The sequence below is a fragment of the Corallincola platygyrae genome (assembly GCF_039544265.1).
In the GTDB taxonomy this organism is placed as follows: Bacteria; Pseudomonadota; Gammaproteobacteria; order Enterobacterales; family Neiellaceae; genus Corallincola; species Corallincola platygyrae.
In genome coordinates, this window is the sequence record NZ_BAABLI010000015.1 from 48,777 (window position 1) to 66,149 (window position 17,373).

Below are 17,373 nucleotides of genomic sequence, written 5' to 3' on the forward strand. Positions count from 1 at the left end.
TATTGATGATAAAAAGTTTAGAGAGTGTGTATTAGAGGTCAATTATATGTAATGGAACTGTAGCCATATGGTTAAGTAGCATCTAAACCTGTTCACCACATAAACAGCATGGCTAAAAAGCGAACATTTACTTTTGTGAAAATTGTTGCGTGACAGGCGTTTTGGATAGATGTAAAAGTGTGATCGGTGTCACGTTTGGTTGGGTGGGTTTCAGGAACTTTTTTTGAATGGCTTTTTTCAGACAAGACAAAATTGCGCTAGTTCAAATTCGACCCATTTAAAAGTTACATCTCGGTGACACCTTTCCCTCCTATGTTGCTTTCAGTGCCAACTTGTAACATTTAACTGTCTATCTCCACTCGATTTCGGCCAGCCTGTTTTGCCTGGTAGAGCAATTCGTCTCCTCGCTGGTAGAGAGATTCAAAACTATCGTCTGGCTGGCAAAGGGTCAGTCCCATACTCACCGTGACAGCAATTTCGCCATTATCCGTTTGAAAAGGTTGGCCTGAAATCGCGTTTAGTAGTCGTTGAGATGCACCTTTGGCATTCTTTTTTGAGCAGCCTGGTAGCAAGATTAGAAACTCTTCTCCGCCTATGCGGCCGAACATGTCGCCACGGCGTAACTGCTGCCTGATCCGTTTCGTCAGCATACGTAGGATGTGATCACCCGTTGGATGGCCAAAGTTATCATTAATCGATTTGAAATGATCTACATCGACAACCATCAGGGCTAGCGATGTATCACTGCGGCGATGTTTTTTCACCAGATGATTGCCCGTGCGAATAATCTGCCGGCGGTTTAGCACACCTGTAAGGCTGTCTTTCTGTGCTAGCTGTTGTAAACGCCACAGAAAGTAGGTCAGTAGGGTGAGAGAGACTATCAGCACGAGTAGCAGGGCATACTGCATTTTTATTTGTCTGGAGCGCAGTTCATTTAGCTGGCGTTGCTCCGCCAATCTACGCTCTTGCAGAATATTCTGTTTGGTGAGCAAATCTGCTCGGGTTTTGTTGATTGCATTGTCCATCTGGGCACTGAGGGTGGCGATACTTTCGCGTTGCTGGATGGCATTGAATTTTCTGAGGTCATTGGCCCACTTTGCGTAGAGCTCAAGTGCCTGTTGGGTTTGACCCCTTACTTTTGCCAACTCAGCTTTATAGCCCAGTGCGATCAATTGATTAGCTTCGCGGGACAGAGCCTTGAATTCGTCATAATCCTGCTCACTCAGCTCCTGAAGTCGATTTGCTTCTGAGAAGTTGCGATTGTGGGCTCTGATTAACGCGGCGAGCATAAAAAAGGGATAGCGAAAGCGAGCTTCGTCAATCTCACTGATCTCACGTAACGCAATATCAACGCTGTAGTTCGCATCTTGATAGCGTTGCAGTTGATGTAGCGCCATCATGCGACGAAATTGAACGAAAAAAAGGCCGTAACCCCACTTAGCTCTGCGGACATCCACTTCTAATTGCTGTAATACTTCCAGAGCTTCTTCTGCGCGGTCCAGGCGAATAAGCACTAACGCAATATTTGAGCGCAATGTCAGACCCGTAATCAGATCTTCGGCCTTAAGCTTCTCTTGAGCCTCCAGCATCGTATCGTAAGCTTCCTGAAACCGCCCTTGCAGAAACAGCACCGATGCGGCGTAAATCTTTGCGTTAAACGTAAATTCGTGCCAACCCTCGGTATTCTCTTCGTCGGGCTGCATTTCTCTTATTATTGCCAGCGCATTATCTACTGTCGTGATTGCTTTAGAGCGTTGTTCAGATACCGCATAAGATTGAGCCAGGGATAGGGTTAGTTGGCCTCTCACCAAATTTGCTGATTCTGGCTGTGCTTCGATTTGTTGTGTCAGCCATTGCTGCTCTCCAGCATAGTTGCCCTGCCTTTGCAGCAATACCCCCTTGATCTGAATGACCTCGACTCTAAATCGTGGAGGGGCGGAGGCCAGCGATTTTAAGGCCTGCTCGGCTTTAACTAGCGCCTCATCACGTTGTCCAATTTGGATATAAGTATTCAATAGCCAGACCCAGCTTTCCGACAGTTCTTCAATAGAAACATCATCTGGTGGCGTGCTAAGCCAGTAGTTGAGCCTCGCGACTAAAAGGGTTGGGGTATAGCGCTGACTCTCCAATGACTCTCTGAGATCGACCCAGGCGGGTGCCGACGCAATAGCGTTTTTTGCAGAAATAATACTCGCAAAAACAAGGAGAAAGATGGCAATGCACGGCTGACTACGCAATCTAGCCTCGTCGATGTTGAATGGTAGTTACTAATAACTTAGGAGGCTTTTTCAGGTTGTTCAAAGAAGGCGGATACTCTGTGATAGTTTTGTGATGATTTTAGAATTTGGCTGGGAGATGTTACTCGCAAACTTGATCATGAGAATTCACATGGAGATAGATTCAAATGAACAAGTTAAAGTTTGCTCTACCTGCCGCAGTGATGTTGGCTGCCGGCGCCTCTGCCAATGCTGCTCAACTTGAGATCAGCGTACAAAACCTGACACATGGTATCCACTTTACCCCCCTGATTATCGCGGCACACCCCGGTGATGTTTACATGTACCAAACAGGTGAAGCAGCATCTGCAGCGCTTCAAGCGATGGCAGAAGGCGGTGATATCTCCATGTTGGAAGCCGCATTGGATGGTATGCCTGTGTTGTCTAACCCTGCCGGCGGCCTGTTGGCACCGGGCGCATCAACAACACCTATGATGCTGGATACAGGTGAGATGACTTACCTTTCTCTCACTGGCATGTTGCTACCCACCAACGACGGTTTTGTTGGTTTAGATCGCTGGATGATCCCATCTGAGCCCGGCACCTATACGGTTTACCTGAAAGGTTATGACGCGGGTACTGAAGCCAATGATGAAATTATCAACGGCGGCGGCATGTCAGGTGTTCCGGGGATTCCGGTTGCACCAGGCGGTGATGGCGGCACGGGCGCGAGCGGCGTTACCAGCACTGAATTGAATACGACTGTGCATATTCACCCTGGTGTTTTAGGTGACTTTGACCCTGCAGGTGGTGTTTCCGACCTCGACCCAAGCGCACACCGCTGGCTGAATCCTGTGGCCAAGCTGACCGTTACCGTACAGTAAGGGAGGGCGAGCCATGAATAAGCAATCCCTATTTAAACTTGCAACGCCGCTTTTGGCCATCGCAGTGATCAGTGGCTGTAGTGATGACGATGATGATGAAGAGATCGTTATCGAGCCCTTGATGCGCAGTTATGAAGTTCAGGTCGTTAATTTAACGCCAAACCAGCCATTGTCTCCAGTTGCTGCTCTGGTGCATGACAGCACTATTCAAGCCTGGATGCTAGGCTCGCCTGCTATCGTGCCATTGGAAGTGATGGCCGAAGGCGGTGATAACAGCCAACTACTGGCGATCGAAGGTCTATGGGCCTCAGCTTCTGGTGCAGGTGTAATTATGCCGGGCGCGTCTGAAACCATGATGTTGGAATTTGAAGACAGCGTCGATCTTAACCTGACCTTGGCAACCATGTTAGTTAACACCAATGATGCCTTTACCGGTCTCAACAGTTGGTCAATAGATCAACTGGCTGTAGGTGACTCCTGGTCAGCCACAACCAACGTGTATGACGCGGGTACCGAAGCCAATTCCGAAACTGCGGCCACTATTCCTGGCCCAGCCGCTGGTGGTGAAGGCTATGCCGAGGCGCGAGATGACGTTGACCGTGTTTATGTGCATGCGGGGGTTATCAGTGCTGATGACGGTTTGACCGATTCGGCCCTGTCATTCAGTCACCGCTTTGACAATCCGGCAATGAAAATCACTATCACCCGTATCGAGTGATAGTGCAGTGACGCTCCTTATCGCCCTGTTTTTCTCCATTCTAAACCTGGGGCGGTAAGGAGAATTTTCATTGTCGGAAATTTAATCGGCGTTGGACCGGTCTGCTCCTTCATTGCAGCCAAAGGGGCAGGCTATGAAGGCACGGATTTTACTGGTCGAAGACCACGCGGATATCGCCAATCTGATTGGCATAAACCTGGGAATGATGGATTACGAGGTGGATGCTTACGGCGATGGTAAACAAGCGTCACGGCGTCTGCATCAGGAGTACGACATGGCCATATTCGACATCATGTTGCCCGGCGGCATTGACGGTCTGAGCCTTTGCCGTCAGCTTCGGCGCATCAACGAAGATATCCCTATCCTGATGTTGACGGCTAAATCTGGCGAGCAGGATCTGGTGGTTGGTTTAGAAAGTGGTGCCGATGATTATCTGGCCAAGCCATTCAGCGTACTGGAGCTGCAAGCCCGCGTAAAAGCGCTGCTGCGTCGATATCACCGTCACCATCAACAGGCAGAGGAAGGTCCTAAACCGATCTGCCTTGAAGATCTGGAGATCGATCCGACTACACGCCTGGTTCATGTCGCTAAACAGTTAATTAACTTAACCGCCACTGAATTCGAGTTGCTCTGGCACATGGCCAGTCAGCCGGGCCGAGTATTCAGTCGTGAACAGCTTCTTAATCAGGTATGGGGGCATCGCCATGATGGCTACGCCCATACCGTTAATTCCACCGTTAATCGACTTCGCAGCAAACTGGAGTTGGACCCTGCGCGCCCTCGCTGGATCCATACCGTTTGGGGTGTGGGGTACAAGTTTGCCGGTGGACAACTTGCGGATAGCCACTGATGTTTAGATCTCTGTCCGGTCAATTTGCGCTTTATGCCACGCTGCTGTTTTTGACGGTAGGTGTGGCGGTCGGTTGCTGGAGCTTTTCCAGCTATCAAACCTACGGTGAAGAGGTAGAACAGCGCCTTCACCGAGGCCTGGCTGCGCATATTGTTTATGACAACAAACAGCTAAAGCAGGGCACCATTGACGCCAGTAAGCTGAAAGATGCATTCCATACCATGATGTTGCTGGGACCCGATTGGGAGATTTATGCGCTTGACACCCAAGGCAGTTTATTAGCCTACTCGGCGCCACCTGGAAAGGTGCTTCGCCAGCGGATCAGCCTGGTGCCGATCCGCGCTTTTTTTGAGGGTGCCGATTTCCCTCTGTATGGCGATGATCCACGTAGTCATGACGGTCAACGGATCTTCTCTGTGGCACCCATCGAAGACAGTAACGGCCAGTTAACCGGGTACCTTTATGTCATCATTGGTGGTGAGCAATGGCGCAATCTGACTGAGATGCTGTCAACCAGTCGCGTGCTGCAGGACAGCTGGCGTCTATTGGGTGCAGGCTTGCTGTTTGGTCTGGTGCTACTGGTATTGCTGTTTGTGCTTTTGACCCGGCCATTGAAGCGGATCGTAAAGCGCTTCGAAGCTTTCACCAGTCATGGCTTCACCCGCCAGCATGAAGAAGCGGTTAAGCATAGCGGTTGGACCCCTGCAGAAGTGAAGGCATTAGATGGCGGTTTTGAAAAGATGGCCGATCATATCGAGCATCAGCTCGAGCAGATTAAGTCCACCGAGCAATTGCGGCGGGAACTTATCTCGCACGTGTCCCATGACTTTCGCACACCGCTGGCGTCATTGCAGGGTTATCTGGAAACCTGGTTATTGCAGCATCCCGATGAACGTCAACCTCAGCTGGTACAGGTGGCGCTTAAAAATGCACGACAACTAAATTTGTTGGTCGAGCAGCTGTTTGAGTTGGCACGTTTGGAGGGAGGGGATATCCGTTTTAATCCAGAGCCTGTGGTTGTGGCGGAGCTGGCCTACGATGTTGTGCAACGACTGCAATTGATGGCGGAAGACAGAGGGGTCCGACTTACCGTCGATACCGATATTCACCAACTTCAGGCGATGGCAGATATCGGCAAGCTGGAACGGATACTGGTTAACCTGATCGACAATGCGCTGCGCCACACACCTAAGGGTGGTGAGGTCACCCTGAAAGTTAAAGCTGCTAATGATGCTATATATTTGGCGGTATCAGACAATGGCTGTGGTATTGATGAGGCGGAAGTACCGCATATCTTCGACCCCCATTATCGTGCCAGTAACAGCATTAATGGTGAGGGAGCAAACACCGGCCTCGGGTTAGCCATTGTGGCGCAATTGGTGGCACTGCATGGCAGTCAGATTGCGGTGGAAAGTCGCCCTGAGCAGGGCTCGACCTTTGGTTTTAACTTACCAAAGGCCAGTTAGTCAGACTTTCAATTAGACGCTGGTCCAAACGATTCTTTAAGTTGGGCCAGCAATTTCGTTGCCTCTTCCCGCTCTTGTTTTTGTCGCCGTTTTATCTGTTTCTTCACCTCTAACAGGGCATTCAATGTTGCGGCCTGGTGCGGCACTTTCTTCTGCATCAGGCGACTCTGTTTACGTCTAACGCCTTGCAACTGAACAGCGCAATCATTCACATTCCCGAGATGCCTTTGAAGTTTCTTCATCGGTTTCAGCAGCGGCTGCCATTCACTTTTTTCGCTGATGTCGGGGAACAGTTCGATCAGGTATCGGAGTTTCTTGCCCTGGATCCGCAAGGCGTGGAGTTCATCATCTGAAACCTGATCATGTAGAGCCTGCGCGGCAGCAGTGATCACGCGGTAGCGTTTTTTCATCTGCTTATGCAGCCATTGCTGCAGTTGCTCTGGTTTTGATTCTGGGCTGGCGTTTTTTTCCGCCTGCGCAAACCAACGGCGGATAGATTGGAAACTTCGCTGGCATCGTTTGCTGGTGAGCCAAGCCACTACCTGTGCGCGCTCGCGCTGATGGCGCTTCAGCTCTTTCTGGGAAAGCTGGTTTAACAGCTTCTGCTGCTTTTTGGTCAGTGGTGCCAGATAAGCCTGCCACTGTTCATGGTATACATCCATGTCGCGCAGGGTATTGGTTTTACGAGCCAGCAAACCTAGGTGTTGATTCAGTAATTTGGCGCTGTCGTCGGGGAATAGCTTTTTTAGCTGGCTAATCAGACTACGCAGTTTACGCAGTGCGACGCGATAATCGTGCAGGGCATCAACTTGGGTGGATGTGCGCATTATTTTGGGCGGCTGCAACTCAGCAATAGCCAGCAGCTTTAATGCGACCTGGGCAATAGGTAAGGGAAGTCCTTCTTCTGTAATGGCTTTCTGATTCATGCCTGGCCTCGGTCAGTTTATCAGCGAAAAAGCCAAGCACTGACGTTAAAGCAAGTTGATGACAGTGAACCTAGTATGGACCCAAATGGGCGGGGCATAGCGCTAACTTGCCCCGGGATTATTCAGCGGCATGCGGAAGGCAGCATCTCTGATGGCAAGTCTGTTCGGTTCTCGCCAATGGCTGTCATGCCTTCAACTGCTTCACTGTATCCGCACAGCCAGGCTATCGGGCTGCTGGGGCTGCCTTTCACTACCGCAGGCCGGAAAGAGAGTGTTTTGCCTTGTAGTGCCTGCGATGCCTTATTCCCCAAAGTCACATGAATCGCACCATTAATAACCCTGGTTCCAGTGATTCGATTGCCTATCAGTAAATTGGCGTCGGGTACGCCGGCTTCTCGGTTGTCTTTTGGTAGATACAGGTTGTCAGCATAGAACTTGGTGATACGGCTTTTCACATGATCCGCCATAGAGATGGCTTCGGTCATCTCGCTTCGTTGCACATATATTTGGTAGGCAGGTAGAGAGACCGTGGCCAGAATGCCGATGATGCTGACCACAATCATCAACTCAATCAGGGTAAATCCTTTTACGGCCTTCATACGACATCTCCTAATACAAAAATGGGTGAATACGCGCTGACCAGGAACATCACAATAGTGGCTATGATGGCGATGGCGGTGATCGCCAGCAGCCCTTGTGAATAGTGGTTGAGTTCTATTGTCAGTTGTTTTCCTGAATGGGCGATAAGTGTGGTTAGCTCTGTCTTCGGGTTAAGACCTGCGGACGCCAACAACTCAATTTGTTTCGCGGGTACCTGTTTCTCGTTTGCTTGATGTATTGGTGTTTCAATTAGTTGTTTTAGCTGTTGATAACGCCTTTTTGATCTGCTCGGTATTAGCAGTAGCCATGAACTTTGGTTTTCGGTGATGGGCAGGGTGAAACGAAACATCTGCCGTATCTGGAGCGAAGCCGTCAGGTTAAAGACGATCAGCAGGAAAATGGCAATAGAGATAAGATCGTTGTAATCAATAAACCACCCCATCTGCCCTGGCATTCCAACGTCCATTTGCTCGAACATAATGGCAAATTGAGGGTAAACAAATGTCGAAAACAGGGAGGCCATGACGCCGTAGCAAATGAGCAACAACGACATATATACATGCAAACGCAGCAGTGTTGGCGGCGCAGATAACTTAGGTTCGAGATCCATTTCACCGTAGGCCGTTGCCGATTGAAGCGCTGCCTGTCTTGGCTGACTTGATATCTCTGAAAGGATTTGAGCTGGCAATGATTTTGGGCTGCCCAGTGGGGGCAACTCCAGTGCATTTGCCAACGCTTTTGCTTTTACAACGGCATCCCCAGTTGTTTCACCCTGGTTTAGTTGCTGCGTAATACTGCGGCAAATAAAGTGAAATGTACTCCAACTCACAGTCACAACCTTGTGATTTATCTGTAGATTTTTCCACTCTATTAATTAGTTCGCCAACAATCCAATTTTTTATTCAGGAATGAGGTTGGGGTTAACCGACTGCAAATGAATGTAATGAAAGGCGAGGCATCCGCACCTGTATTCTCCGTGATGATATGACCCACGAAGATGGAACCACCGTTTTGAGGGGAACGGTGATTTGGACCGGATGCCTCTAATCTTTTTTAACTGACTTCTACAGCCTTCTGCAGTTCGTTCTCAGTTGAAGGTTTCTGTTTACCTTTACGCAGCAGGTAGTAGAACACCGGGGTCAGCAGCAGACCAAAGATGGTCACACCAATCATGCCGGAGAATACCGCCACACCCATTGCCTGACGCATCTCTGCACCCGCGCCGCTTGAGAACACCATGGGAACCACACCCATGATGAAAGCGAACGAGGTCATCAGAATAGGGCGTAGACGCAGGCGACACGCTTCCTTAATCGCTTCAACCACACCCATGCCGCGTTCCTCCAGCTCTTTGGCGAACTCGACTATCAGGATGGCATTCTTGGTGGCGAGCCCCACCAGAACAATAAAGCCGATCTGGGTAAAGATGTTGTTGTCACCACCGTAGATGATCACACCCGTCATGGCAGACAAGAGTGTCATTGGCACAATCAGGATGATTGCCAGAGGCAAGCTCAGGCTTTCGTACTGAGCAGCCAATACCAGGAATACCAGCAGGACGACCAGCGGGAATACCAGTAGGGCGGCATTACCGGCCAGGATCTGCTGATAGGTTAGATCGGTCCACTCGTAGGTCATACCAATTGGGAGTGTTTCATCCAGAATCTTCTCAATCGCTGCCTGCGCCTGACCTGAACTGTATCCCGGCGCCGGTGCACCGTTGATCTCTGCCGTGGTATAGCCGTTGTAGTGCATGACGCGGTCTGGACCAGCACTGTGAGAGACCTGTAGGAAAGAGCCCAGTGGGATCATCTCGCCGTTCTGGTTGCGCACTTTCAGCTGGTTGATCTGGTCAGGTTCCTGACGGAAGCTTTCATCTGCCTGCACATTCACCTGATAGGTGCGACCAAACTGGTTGTAATCATTCACATATAGTGAACCCAGATAGGCCTGCATGGTGGTAAACACTTCGTCGATAGCGACGCCCTGGCTTTTCGCCTTGGTACGGTCCAAGTCGACATCCAACTGCGGCACATTGACCTGGAAACTGGTGAAGATACCGGTCAGTGCCGGATCTGCCCATGCTTTACCAATCACCTCCTGGCTTACCTGATAAAGAGTTTCATAGCCGAGGTTAGCGCGGTCTTCGATCTGCAGACGGAAGCCGCCGATAGTGCCCAAACCCTGTACCGGTGGTGGCGGAAAGATGGCGATAAACGCATCCTGAATCGCTCCAAATTCCTGGTTCAGCTGGGCGGCGATGGCGTGTGCAGACAGCTCGGGCGTGGTGCGCTCTTCAAAAGGCTTGAGTGCCGCGAACACAATGCCGCTGCTTGAGCTGTTGGTGAAGCCGTTAATGTTCAGACCCGGGAAGGCGACTGCGTTTTCCACACCGGGATGCTGCAGTGCGATCTCTGACATCTTACGGATCACCTCTTCGGTACGGTCCAGTGATGCCGCATCAGGAAGCTGCGCAAACGACACCAGGTACATTTTGTCCTGACCCGGCACATAACCGGTGGGGGTGCTGGTGAACTGCTGATAGGTCAGACCCATCAGGCCACCATAAAGCAGGACTACGATGCCGCTCAGGCGAAGCAGTTTGCCTACGCCCTGGGTATAACCACGGGCACCTTTATCAAACAGTTTGTTGAATGGTGCGAACAACCAGCGGCCAAATAGGAAGTCGATCAGCTTGGTCAGCCAGTCTTTGGCTGAGCCCTCTTTTCTCAACAACAGCGCAGACAGTGCCGGGCTCAGGGTGAGTGAGTTGATCGCTGAGATAAAGGTCGAGATGGTGATCGTCAGAGCGAACTGTTTATAGAACTGACCGGTCAGGCCAGACATAAATGCCGTGGGGATAAACACCGCTGCCAATACCAGCGTCGTCGCGATAATGGGGCCGGTGACCTCTTTCATCGCCTGCTGTGTTGCTTCGATTGGGCTTAGACCTTCACTCAGGTTTCGCTCGACGTTTTCCACCACCACGATGGCGTCATCCACCACGATACCGATCGCCAGTACCAGACCGAACAGAGACAGGGCGTTAAAAGAGAAACCCATCAGATGCATGATGGCAAAGGTACCCACCAGTGACACGGGGACCGCGGCTAATGGGATCAAGGATGCACGCCAGGTTTGCAGGAACAGAACAACTACCAGAACGACCAGCAGTATGGCTTCAAACAGGGTGTGAACTACCGCTTCAATTGAACCACGAACAAACACGGTTGGGTCATAAACGATGGCGTAGTCCATTCCATCAGGGAAGGTTTTCTTCAGCTCGGCCATGGTGGCGCGAACATCATCTGAGATCTGGATAGCGTTAGAGCCGGGTGCCTGGAAGATGGGTAGGGCGACGGCAGGTTTGTTATCCAGCAGTGAGCGCAGGGCATAGAAATCTGAGCCCAGTTCGATACGGGCAACATCACGCAGACGTGAGATCTCGCCATTCGCGCCGACCTTGATAATAATGTCGCCAAACTCTTCTTCGTCAGCCAAGCGACCCTTTACGTTGATTAACCACTGAAATTCGCTGCTACCAGTAGGTTGCGCACCCAGTGAGCCCGCAGCGGCTTGCTGGTTCTGTTCGCGAATAGCGTTGATGACATCGCTGGGGTTAAGCTCCAGTGCGGCCACTTTCTCCGGATCCAGCCAGACACGCATGCTGAATTCACCCGCACCAAACAGCTGCACATCACCGACACCCTGAATACGGGCCAACTCATCTTTCACATTGAGATGGGCGTAGTTAGACAGGTACAGCATGTCATATCTGTCGTCAGGAGAGGTGAGGTGTACCACCATGGTCAGGTCAGGAGATGACTTCTGGGTGACAACGCCCAGACGCTGCACTTCTTGTGGCAGGCGGGGCAGGGCACGGTCAACACGGTTCTGTACCAATACCTGTGCGTCATCGGGATCAGTACCGATAGCGAAGGTCAGGGTCAGGGTCATACGACCGTCCGCAGTGGCCTGAGAAGACATATACAGCATGTCTTCTACGCCGTTAATTTCCTGCTCCAGTGGTGAAGCTACGGTATCGGCGATCACCTTGGGGTTAGCACCAGGGTAGTTGGCGGTCACAACCACAGTCGGTGGCACAACGTTCGGGTATTCAGTGATTGGTAGCTGCCACACCGCCAGTGCACCGGCGATGAAAATCATCAGCGACAGTACACCTGCAAAGATAGGGCGGTGGATAAAGAACTGTGAAAATTTCATCTTAGCCTCCAGTGACCGCATCACGCTCAGTTGCGGCTAAACGCAGTTGAGAGGTATGAGATGCAACCATGTTCTGGATAAACTCTAGACGGGCTAACTGTTGTTCGCTGGCCATGGCAACAGTTTCGGCATTTACCGGGGTACCAGGGCGAACACGTTGCAGACCGTTAACGACAATTTTCTCGCCAGCTGCCAGACCTGATTTGATGATGCGCAGGCCTTCAACCTTTTCACCTAATTCAACAGGGCGATACTGCACTGCATTGTTCTCATCTAAAACCAGCACATATTTGTTGTTCAGGTCGGTACCGATAGCGCGATCTGAGATAAGAATACCCTCATAGCTGGCACTGCCGGTCAGTTTGATACGTGCAAACAGGCCAGGAATAAACTGGTCACTGTCGTTTTCAAACACGGCACGGCCACGAATAGTCCCTGTGCTTGGATTAACACGGTTGTCGATGAAATCGATATAACCCTGATGTGGGTAGTCACTGTCGTTGGCTAACGCCATCAGCACTGGGTGATGCACGTCGCGATCACTGGCACGACGACCTTCGTTCGCGAGTTTCACGTACTTCAGGTAGGTTTGCTCATCAGCGTCAAAATAGGCGTAAACACGGTCGGTAGAAACCAATGAAGTCAGCTTGGTCTGACCGGCTGCGACATAGTTACCCTTGGTAACATCCGCGCGTGAAACACGGCCGCTGATAGGTGCAGTGACTTCGGTGTAGCTCAGGTTGAGTTCTGCCAGTTCCAGTGCCGCTGACACAGAGGCAACATTGGCGTATGCCTGATTCAGCGCAGCAAAACGTTGGTCATATACCTCTTCTGACATGGCATTAGTTGCACGCAACTTTTTAGCACGCTTAAAGCTCAGTTCAGCCAGTTCGCGTTGGCTTCTGGCTTCGGCAAGCTCTGCGTCCAAACGCTTAACCTCGGCGTCAAATGGACGGCTGTCGATGTAAAACAGTGGTTGGCCAGCTTCAACAATGGCACCCTCTTCAAAGGCAACACGTTCGATATAGCCAGATACGCGAGGACGCAGGTCGACGCTTTCCGGTGCTTCAAGACGACCGGTAAACTCATCCCACTCGGTGAGTTCCTGGTTAATCACAGTCGCGACAGAAACGGTGGGCGCCACCATGGGTGGTTGTGCTGAAGTAGGCTCTTGGTCACAGGCCGCCAGTAGCAGTGCACTGGCGCCAATGAGAGCTATTTTGATACGAATAAATGTGTTCATTGCTTTCCCCTCCAAAGCGAGTGATTTGAAGTATGAGCAAGATCACACTATAAATATAATTATAAAATCGTATACAATTCATTTGGAAAATGAATGGATTAACGATCATTTTGATAATGTACTGTTAATTCATTGGGTTAGTGTTAACGAGGTGTGAGATATGCGTCACCAGGAACTTAACTTATTAATGATTTTTGACGCCATTATGACCGAGGGTTCGATTACGCGAGCCGCGGATCGTCTGGCATTAACCCAACCTGCCGTATCCAATGCGCTCTCGCGCATGCGCGCCGCCTGGAAAGATGAACTTTTTGTTAAAGATGGCCGCAATATTCAACCTACTGTGTATGCCCAAAACCTCTGGACTCAAATTCGTGAGCCGCTGAAAGAGTTGGAAGACGCGGTAGACCAGAATGAATTTAATCCCGCTACCGCCAAACGCACATTTCGTCTAGCTGTCGCAGACGCCGTGGTCGATGTGGTTTGGCGGCCATTGCGCAAAATCATTGAAGAATCCGCACCGGGCATCAATATTCATGCGGTGCCTTACACCATTTCAAATGCTGAATCGTCTCTCCACGACGCTGAGGTGGATATGGTCATTGGTGCTCAGGCGACCGCCTCTTCAGTAATTCGTACCGAGTTCCTATTCAATCCTTGTTATGCCTGCGTGATGCGTCTGGATCACCCGCTGACGAAAGTGCCGCTAACGCTAGAGCGTTTTGCTGCTGCAGACCATCTGCTGGTTTCTCTGTCTGGTGATGTCACCGGTTATACCGACCAGGTACTGGCGCAACAGGGCATGAAACGTCGTGTTGCCATGTCGGTAAACCACTTCGCAACAGTGCCTGCGCTACTTAAAGAGACTGATCTGATTGCTGTAGTACCTTCAACCACCATAGAGCAGGCAATGTTTAATGGCGAACTGGCAGTGATGGAGCCACCGATTGAACTGGCTCCTGCGCCAGTGGCCAGTGCCTGGCACAAACGGCAAGAAAACGACAAGGGATTGTGCTGGTTACGCGGCCACGTAAACCGCATTATCAAAGAGCACTTCGACCGTCATATGAGCGAACTGAAAGCGCGTATCTGCCCGCAGTGCAAAGACACAGTGTAACCCTGTGTAGATAGAGGCTAGGGTCATGAACAATCAACAGGGATGGATCCATATGCCGGTACCGCTGGCGATTTTGGTCGCGGTATTGATGGCGCTTAGCTGTGGCTGTTTTCCTGCTTCTTTGGAAAGGATATTTGATTCGGCGTTGTTGTGGTCTCGCACCTCTTTCTGGTTTGGGCTGAGCCTTTGTTTGCTCGCAGCCGCCATCTGCATTGCAGCGGTGATCAGCTTCCGCCGTGCAAAAACCACCGTCGACCCCAGATATCCAGAGCAAAGCAATCAACTGGTGGTAGCCGGTGTGTTTAACTACAGCCGCAATCCGATGTACGTAGGGTTTGTGCTTGCCTTGATAGGCTGGAGCTTGGTTCTAGGGGATGCCTGGACCTTGCTTTGGATTATTGCCTACTGGGTGTTTATGGACAGATACCAGATCCGTCGCGAAGAACAGGCGCTCACCGCCAAGTTTGGAGAGAGCTATCAAGCCTACTGTCAGCGAGTGAGGCGGTGGGTTTAGGCTGGCATAATAGAGGCCCTTCACCAAAACCCCCTCCCGTTGGAGAGGGCGCGATGTCAGCTATAGTTCGTCCCGTGAAAAGTTCGTAATACCTTCACCAAACTGAGCGACAGCTTTTTCTCTCATTGGATTAAGCAGTAATCGCAGTTCAACCAGATCATTGCCTACATCAGCGACTTCATCAGGATCATCTGAGCTCGAACAGACGTCTGCCATCTGTTGCTCTAGCGTAGTAAGCCCTTCTAGGACCAACTTTAGCTCTGATTCGGCAAACTCCATTTTGAATTGGCTCATACGACTTTACCTTCTTTTTTGAACACTCTGGACGCTTTCAGCGCCATCTCTTCTAGCAAACCTTTGAACTTGTCTACTGGCATGTTCTGCGTAGGAGAAATGCAGTAATGATGGGGTTTATCCTGAACCATCTTTAGCCCCTGTGGAGGTTGAGTATTTGGAGGAAAACGCCAAACCCATCCCGTCATTGGGGCATTGTTGATACCTTCTCTATCAAACACGCTGATTCCTTTTCCATTCGCGATGATAACCTTAATTCCATTTATGGTTGTTACATCAACATCACGACTTCGGACGTTTGATAATCGAGGGCTAGATGCATTTCCAAGTCGAAAAAGCTCTTCTGGAAGGATGTAGAATTCCTTTGGATACATAATGATTTCCTTATCATTTTCAAAATTCAGAAGCCTAAATCTAGCAGGTTTTTAAGACCTTATCCCCTTACAGTAAGTTTTTTCGCCTGAGTTAGTAAAGCTATTGGAATGGACTACGTGCAGCGCATTCCTACCTTGGGCGTAAATGTCTTGGTGAGGGCTTAACTCAATTAATAGAAAGAAAAAGACCGACAAACCGGGGAATGACAGTTTGCTGGTCTTTACCTTGCCGCTAATTATTTACTAACCAAAACTCTCCGGTGACCGCTGCGATTGGCAGGGTGACGCTGCCGCTGACGGTTACCGTTTGTCCGGTCAGCAGGTTGGTCAACGAGGTAGCATTGGCCAGTTGTGATGCTTCAAAGGTCGCTTCATGAGCGGTACTGTCCGCATTGAGCAAATAGAGAATCTGCTCACTGTCTGCTACTTTCAGGTCGGCATACAAGCCGGTGGCGTTTTCCGCTAGCAGCGGCACTCGTTCGCCGCTGTACAGCGCCGGATGGGCATCCCGCATCAGCATCAGCTGGCGGATATAGTCACGCAGTGCGGCTTGCTCTGTGGATGCGGTAAAGGGCGTGCGGGTTTCGTCCAATGGCAGGCCTTCGATCTTGCCTGAGGTGCGCGCCACATGGTCATCACACATCACGTCGATACCGTTGCACACATCGTTGGTTTCGGCAAAACCGGGCACCTCATCGCCAATCTCGTCTCCGTAGTAGAGCGTAATAGGGCCCGAGTAGGCGGCGACAAAGCTATAAACCGCGCGGTGACGCTCAAAGTACTCCTCTTCCAGCCCTGCGCGTTGGATCAGATCGCCGAGCCTGACCAAATCATGGTTGGTCACAAACAGGTTAGGGTGAGCGTAATCTGGATTCGCCGAGTTAAGCTGCCAGCCCAGATTTAGCTGACTGGGGTAGGGCGCTCCGCGACCACTTTCTTCTGCTGCCAGGGTCTGAACCAGTTGATAGCGCATGGCAAAGTCCAACGCTGAGCAAACACCGGGTAGCTCGGCTGTGCCATAACCATGGCTGCGCACCTTGTCGCCACTGCCATCGAAGATCTCTGCCACCATATAACCCAGCGGATTTACCGTTTCCCCATTCATCTGATAGGTCACAGATTGGCTGGTTTCCTCTACGAGCTGGCGGATCTCGCCCCAGCCGCCGACGGGCACTTCGTTGGCGACGTCTAAGCGCCAACCATCAATTTTTAATTCGCGGATCCAGTAAGTGGCGACCTCTTTCATAAAGTCGAGATCGACAGGGAAGGTACTTAGTTGTGTAGTGGTTAAGCTGTCAGCATAGTGCGGACCCTGACCTGATAGCGTCAGTCCGTTGGGTGAAGCATATTCTGGCGCGTTGGTTTTATGATGGCCAAACACACCATCGAAGAAAACATAAAGGCCGCGGGCATGGGCTTCATCAACCAGTGTGCGAGCCTGTTCCAGGCTGCCAAAATTCGGATCAATGGCAAAGTAGTTACTGCCAAAGTAGCCAGTGGCATCGAGCCGAGTGACGTTGTCTGGTTGACCGGCGTCCTGCACGGATTCAAACACAGGCGTCAACCAGATCGCGTTCATGCCGAGTGACTGGATATAGTCCAGTGAGTCAGTGATGCCCTGAATGTCGCCGTTATGGTGACTGGGACCATAGCCGATGCCATAGCCTCGATTGGTATCGCCATCAATAAAGGCTTCCGTCATCACGTGATAAATACGCAGTCTGTCAGTTTGTTGATACAGCGTTTGGTCACAGGGGTAGGGGGTATAAGTGACTTCAGGCTCTGTTTTGGTCTCGGTGCCGCCCGGTGTGCCGCCGCTACTGCCGCCACCACAAGCGCTCAGCACACTGGCTGCCAACAAAAGACCCACGGTTAACTTTGCGTCCATACTATCTCCCTGAAACCCAGATGAATTGTTTTCAGTGAGCTATTTAGCCATGGGTGTAG

The 17,373-nt window shown here is 50.8% G+C and carries 15 protein-coding genes; 6 read left to right on the forward strand and 9 right to left on the reverse strand.

Annotated elements, in window-relative coordinates; genetic code table 11:
• Positions 1–341: 341 nt before the first annotated feature.
• A complete protein-coding gene (locus ABEA14_RS13015) occupies positions 342–2,237 on the reverse strand; it encodes a diguanylate cyclase (protein WP_345340454.1) in 1,896 nt (631 codons plus the stop codon).
• Between the two features lie 167 nt (positions 2,238–2,404).
• Between ABEA14_RS13015 and ABEA14_RS13020 the strand changes: the two genes are divergently transcribed.
• The 4 genes from ABEA14_RS13020 (at position 2,405) to ABEA14_RS13035 (ending at position 6,134) form a co-directional block, all read left to right on the forward strand.
• Complete coding sequence (locus ABEA14_RS13020; protein WP_345340455.1) at positions 2,405–3,100, forward strand: spondin domain-containing protein; 696 nt, start codon at positions 2,405–2,407, stop codon at positions 3,098–3,100.
• A 13-nt stretch (positions 3,101–3,113) separates the two neighbouring features.
• On the forward strand, positions 3,114–3,818 hold the full coding sequence (locus ABEA14_RS13025; protein WP_345340456.1) for a spondin domain-containing protein: 705 nt from the start codon (positions 3,114–3,116) through the stop codon (positions 3,816–3,818).
• Between the two features lie 133 nt (positions 3,819–3,951).
• Positions 3,952–4,668 (forward strand): winged helix-turn-helix domain-containing protein, encoded by a 717-nt coding sequence (locus ABEA14_RS13030; protein WP_345340457.1) that lies wholly within the window; start codon positions 3,952–3,954, stop codon positions 4,666–4,668.
• Positions 4,668–6,134, forward strand: a complete 1,467-nt coding sequence (locus ABEA14_RS13035; RefSeq protein ID WP_345340458.1) for a sensor histidine kinase — start codon at positions 4,668–4,670, stop codon at positions 6,132–6,134. Before ABEA14_RS13030 ends, ABEA14_RS13035 begins: the two co-directional genes overlap by 1 nt.
• A gap of 8 nt (positions 6,135–6,142) precedes the next feature.
• On the opposite strand, the gene ABEA14_RS13040 is transcribed toward ABEA14_RS13035, so the two are convergent.
• The 5 genes from ABEA14_RS13040 to ABEA14_RS13060 all read right to left on the reverse strand — a co-directional run bounded on the left by ABEA14_RS13040 (position 6,143) and on the right by ABEA14_RS13060 (position 13,127).
• Positions 6,143–7,060 (reverse strand): CHAD domain-containing protein, encoded by a 918-nt coding sequence (locus ABEA14_RS13040; RefSeq protein ID WP_345340459.1) that lies wholly within the window; start codon positions 7,058–7,060, stop codon positions 6,143–6,145.
• 122 nt (positions 7,061–7,182) lie between these two features.
• Positions 7,183–7,659 (reverse strand): pilin, encoded by a 477-nt coding sequence (locus ABEA14_RS13045; protein WP_345340460.1) that lies wholly within the window; start codon positions 7,657–7,659, stop codon positions 7,183–7,185.
• Positions 7,656–8,489, reverse strand: coding sequence for a hypothetical protein (locus ABEA14_RS13050; RefSeq protein ID WP_345340461.1), 834 nt, complete (start codon positions 8,487–8,489; stop codon positions 7,656–7,658). Before ABEA14_RS13050 ends, ABEA14_RS13045 begins: the two co-directional genes overlap by 4 nt.
• 224 nt (positions 8,490–8,713) lie before the next feature.
• Positions 8,714–11,884, reverse strand: coding sequence for an efflux RND transporter permease subunit (locus ABEA14_RS13055; protein ID WP_345340462.1), 3,171 nt, complete (start codon positions 11,882–11,884; stop codon positions 8,714–8,716).
• Between the two features lies 1 nt (position 11,885).
• Positions 11,886–13,127, reverse strand: a complete 1,242-nt coding sequence (locus ABEA14_RS13060; protein WP_345340463.1) for an efflux RND transporter periplasmic adaptor subunit — start codon at positions 13,125–13,127, stop codon at positions 11,886–11,888.
• Between the two features lie 160 nt (positions 13,128–13,287).
• On the opposite strand from ABEA14_RS13060, the gene ABEA14_RS13065 reads away from it, so the two are divergent.
• Both ABEA14_RS13065 and ABEA14_RS13070 read left to right on the forward strand, forming a co-directional pair.
• Positions 13,288–14,244 carry a LysR family transcriptional regulator gene (locus tag ABEA14_RS13065; RefSeq protein WP_345340464.1) on the forward strand — a complete coding sequence of 319 codons (957 nt, stop codon included), beginning with the start codon at positions 13,288–13,290 and terminating at the stop codon, positions 14,242–14,244.
• A gap of 25 nt (positions 14,245–14,269) precedes the next feature.
• Positions 14,270–14,758, forward strand: a complete 489-nt coding sequence (locus ABEA14_RS13070) for a methyltransferase family protein (protein ID WP_345340465.1) — start codon at positions 14,270–14,272, stop codon at positions 14,756–14,758.
• 60 nt (positions 14,759–14,818) lie between these two features.
• On the opposite strand, the gene ABEA14_RS13075 is transcribed toward ABEA14_RS13070, so the two are convergent.
• The 3 genes from ABEA14_RS13075 to ABEA14_RS13085 all read right to left on the reverse strand — a co-directional run bounded on the left by ABEA14_RS13075 (position 14,819) and on the right by ABEA14_RS13085 (position 17,314).
• On the reverse strand, positions 14,819–15,052 hold the full coding sequence (locus ABEA14_RS13075; RefSeq protein ID WP_345340466.1) for a hypothetical protein: 234 nt from the start codon (positions 15,050–15,052) through the stop codon (positions 14,819–14,821).
• Positions 15,049–15,426: a Tse2 family ADP-ribosyltransferase toxin gene (locus ABEA14_RS13080; RefSeq protein ID WP_345340467.1), complete on the reverse strand. Its 378-nt coding sequence runs from the start codon at positions 15,424–15,426 to the stop codon at positions 15,049–15,051. Before ABEA14_RS13080 ends, ABEA14_RS13075 begins: the two co-directional genes overlap by 4 nt.
• A 232-nt stretch (positions 15,427–15,658) precedes the next feature.
• Positions 15,659–17,314: an alpha-amylase family glycosyl hydrolase gene (locus tag ABEA14_RS13085; protein ID WP_345340468.1), complete on the reverse strand. Its 1,656-nt coding sequence runs from the start codon at positions 17,312–17,314 to the stop codon at positions 15,659–15,661.
• Between the last annotated feature and the right edge of the window lie 59 nt (positions 17,315–17,373).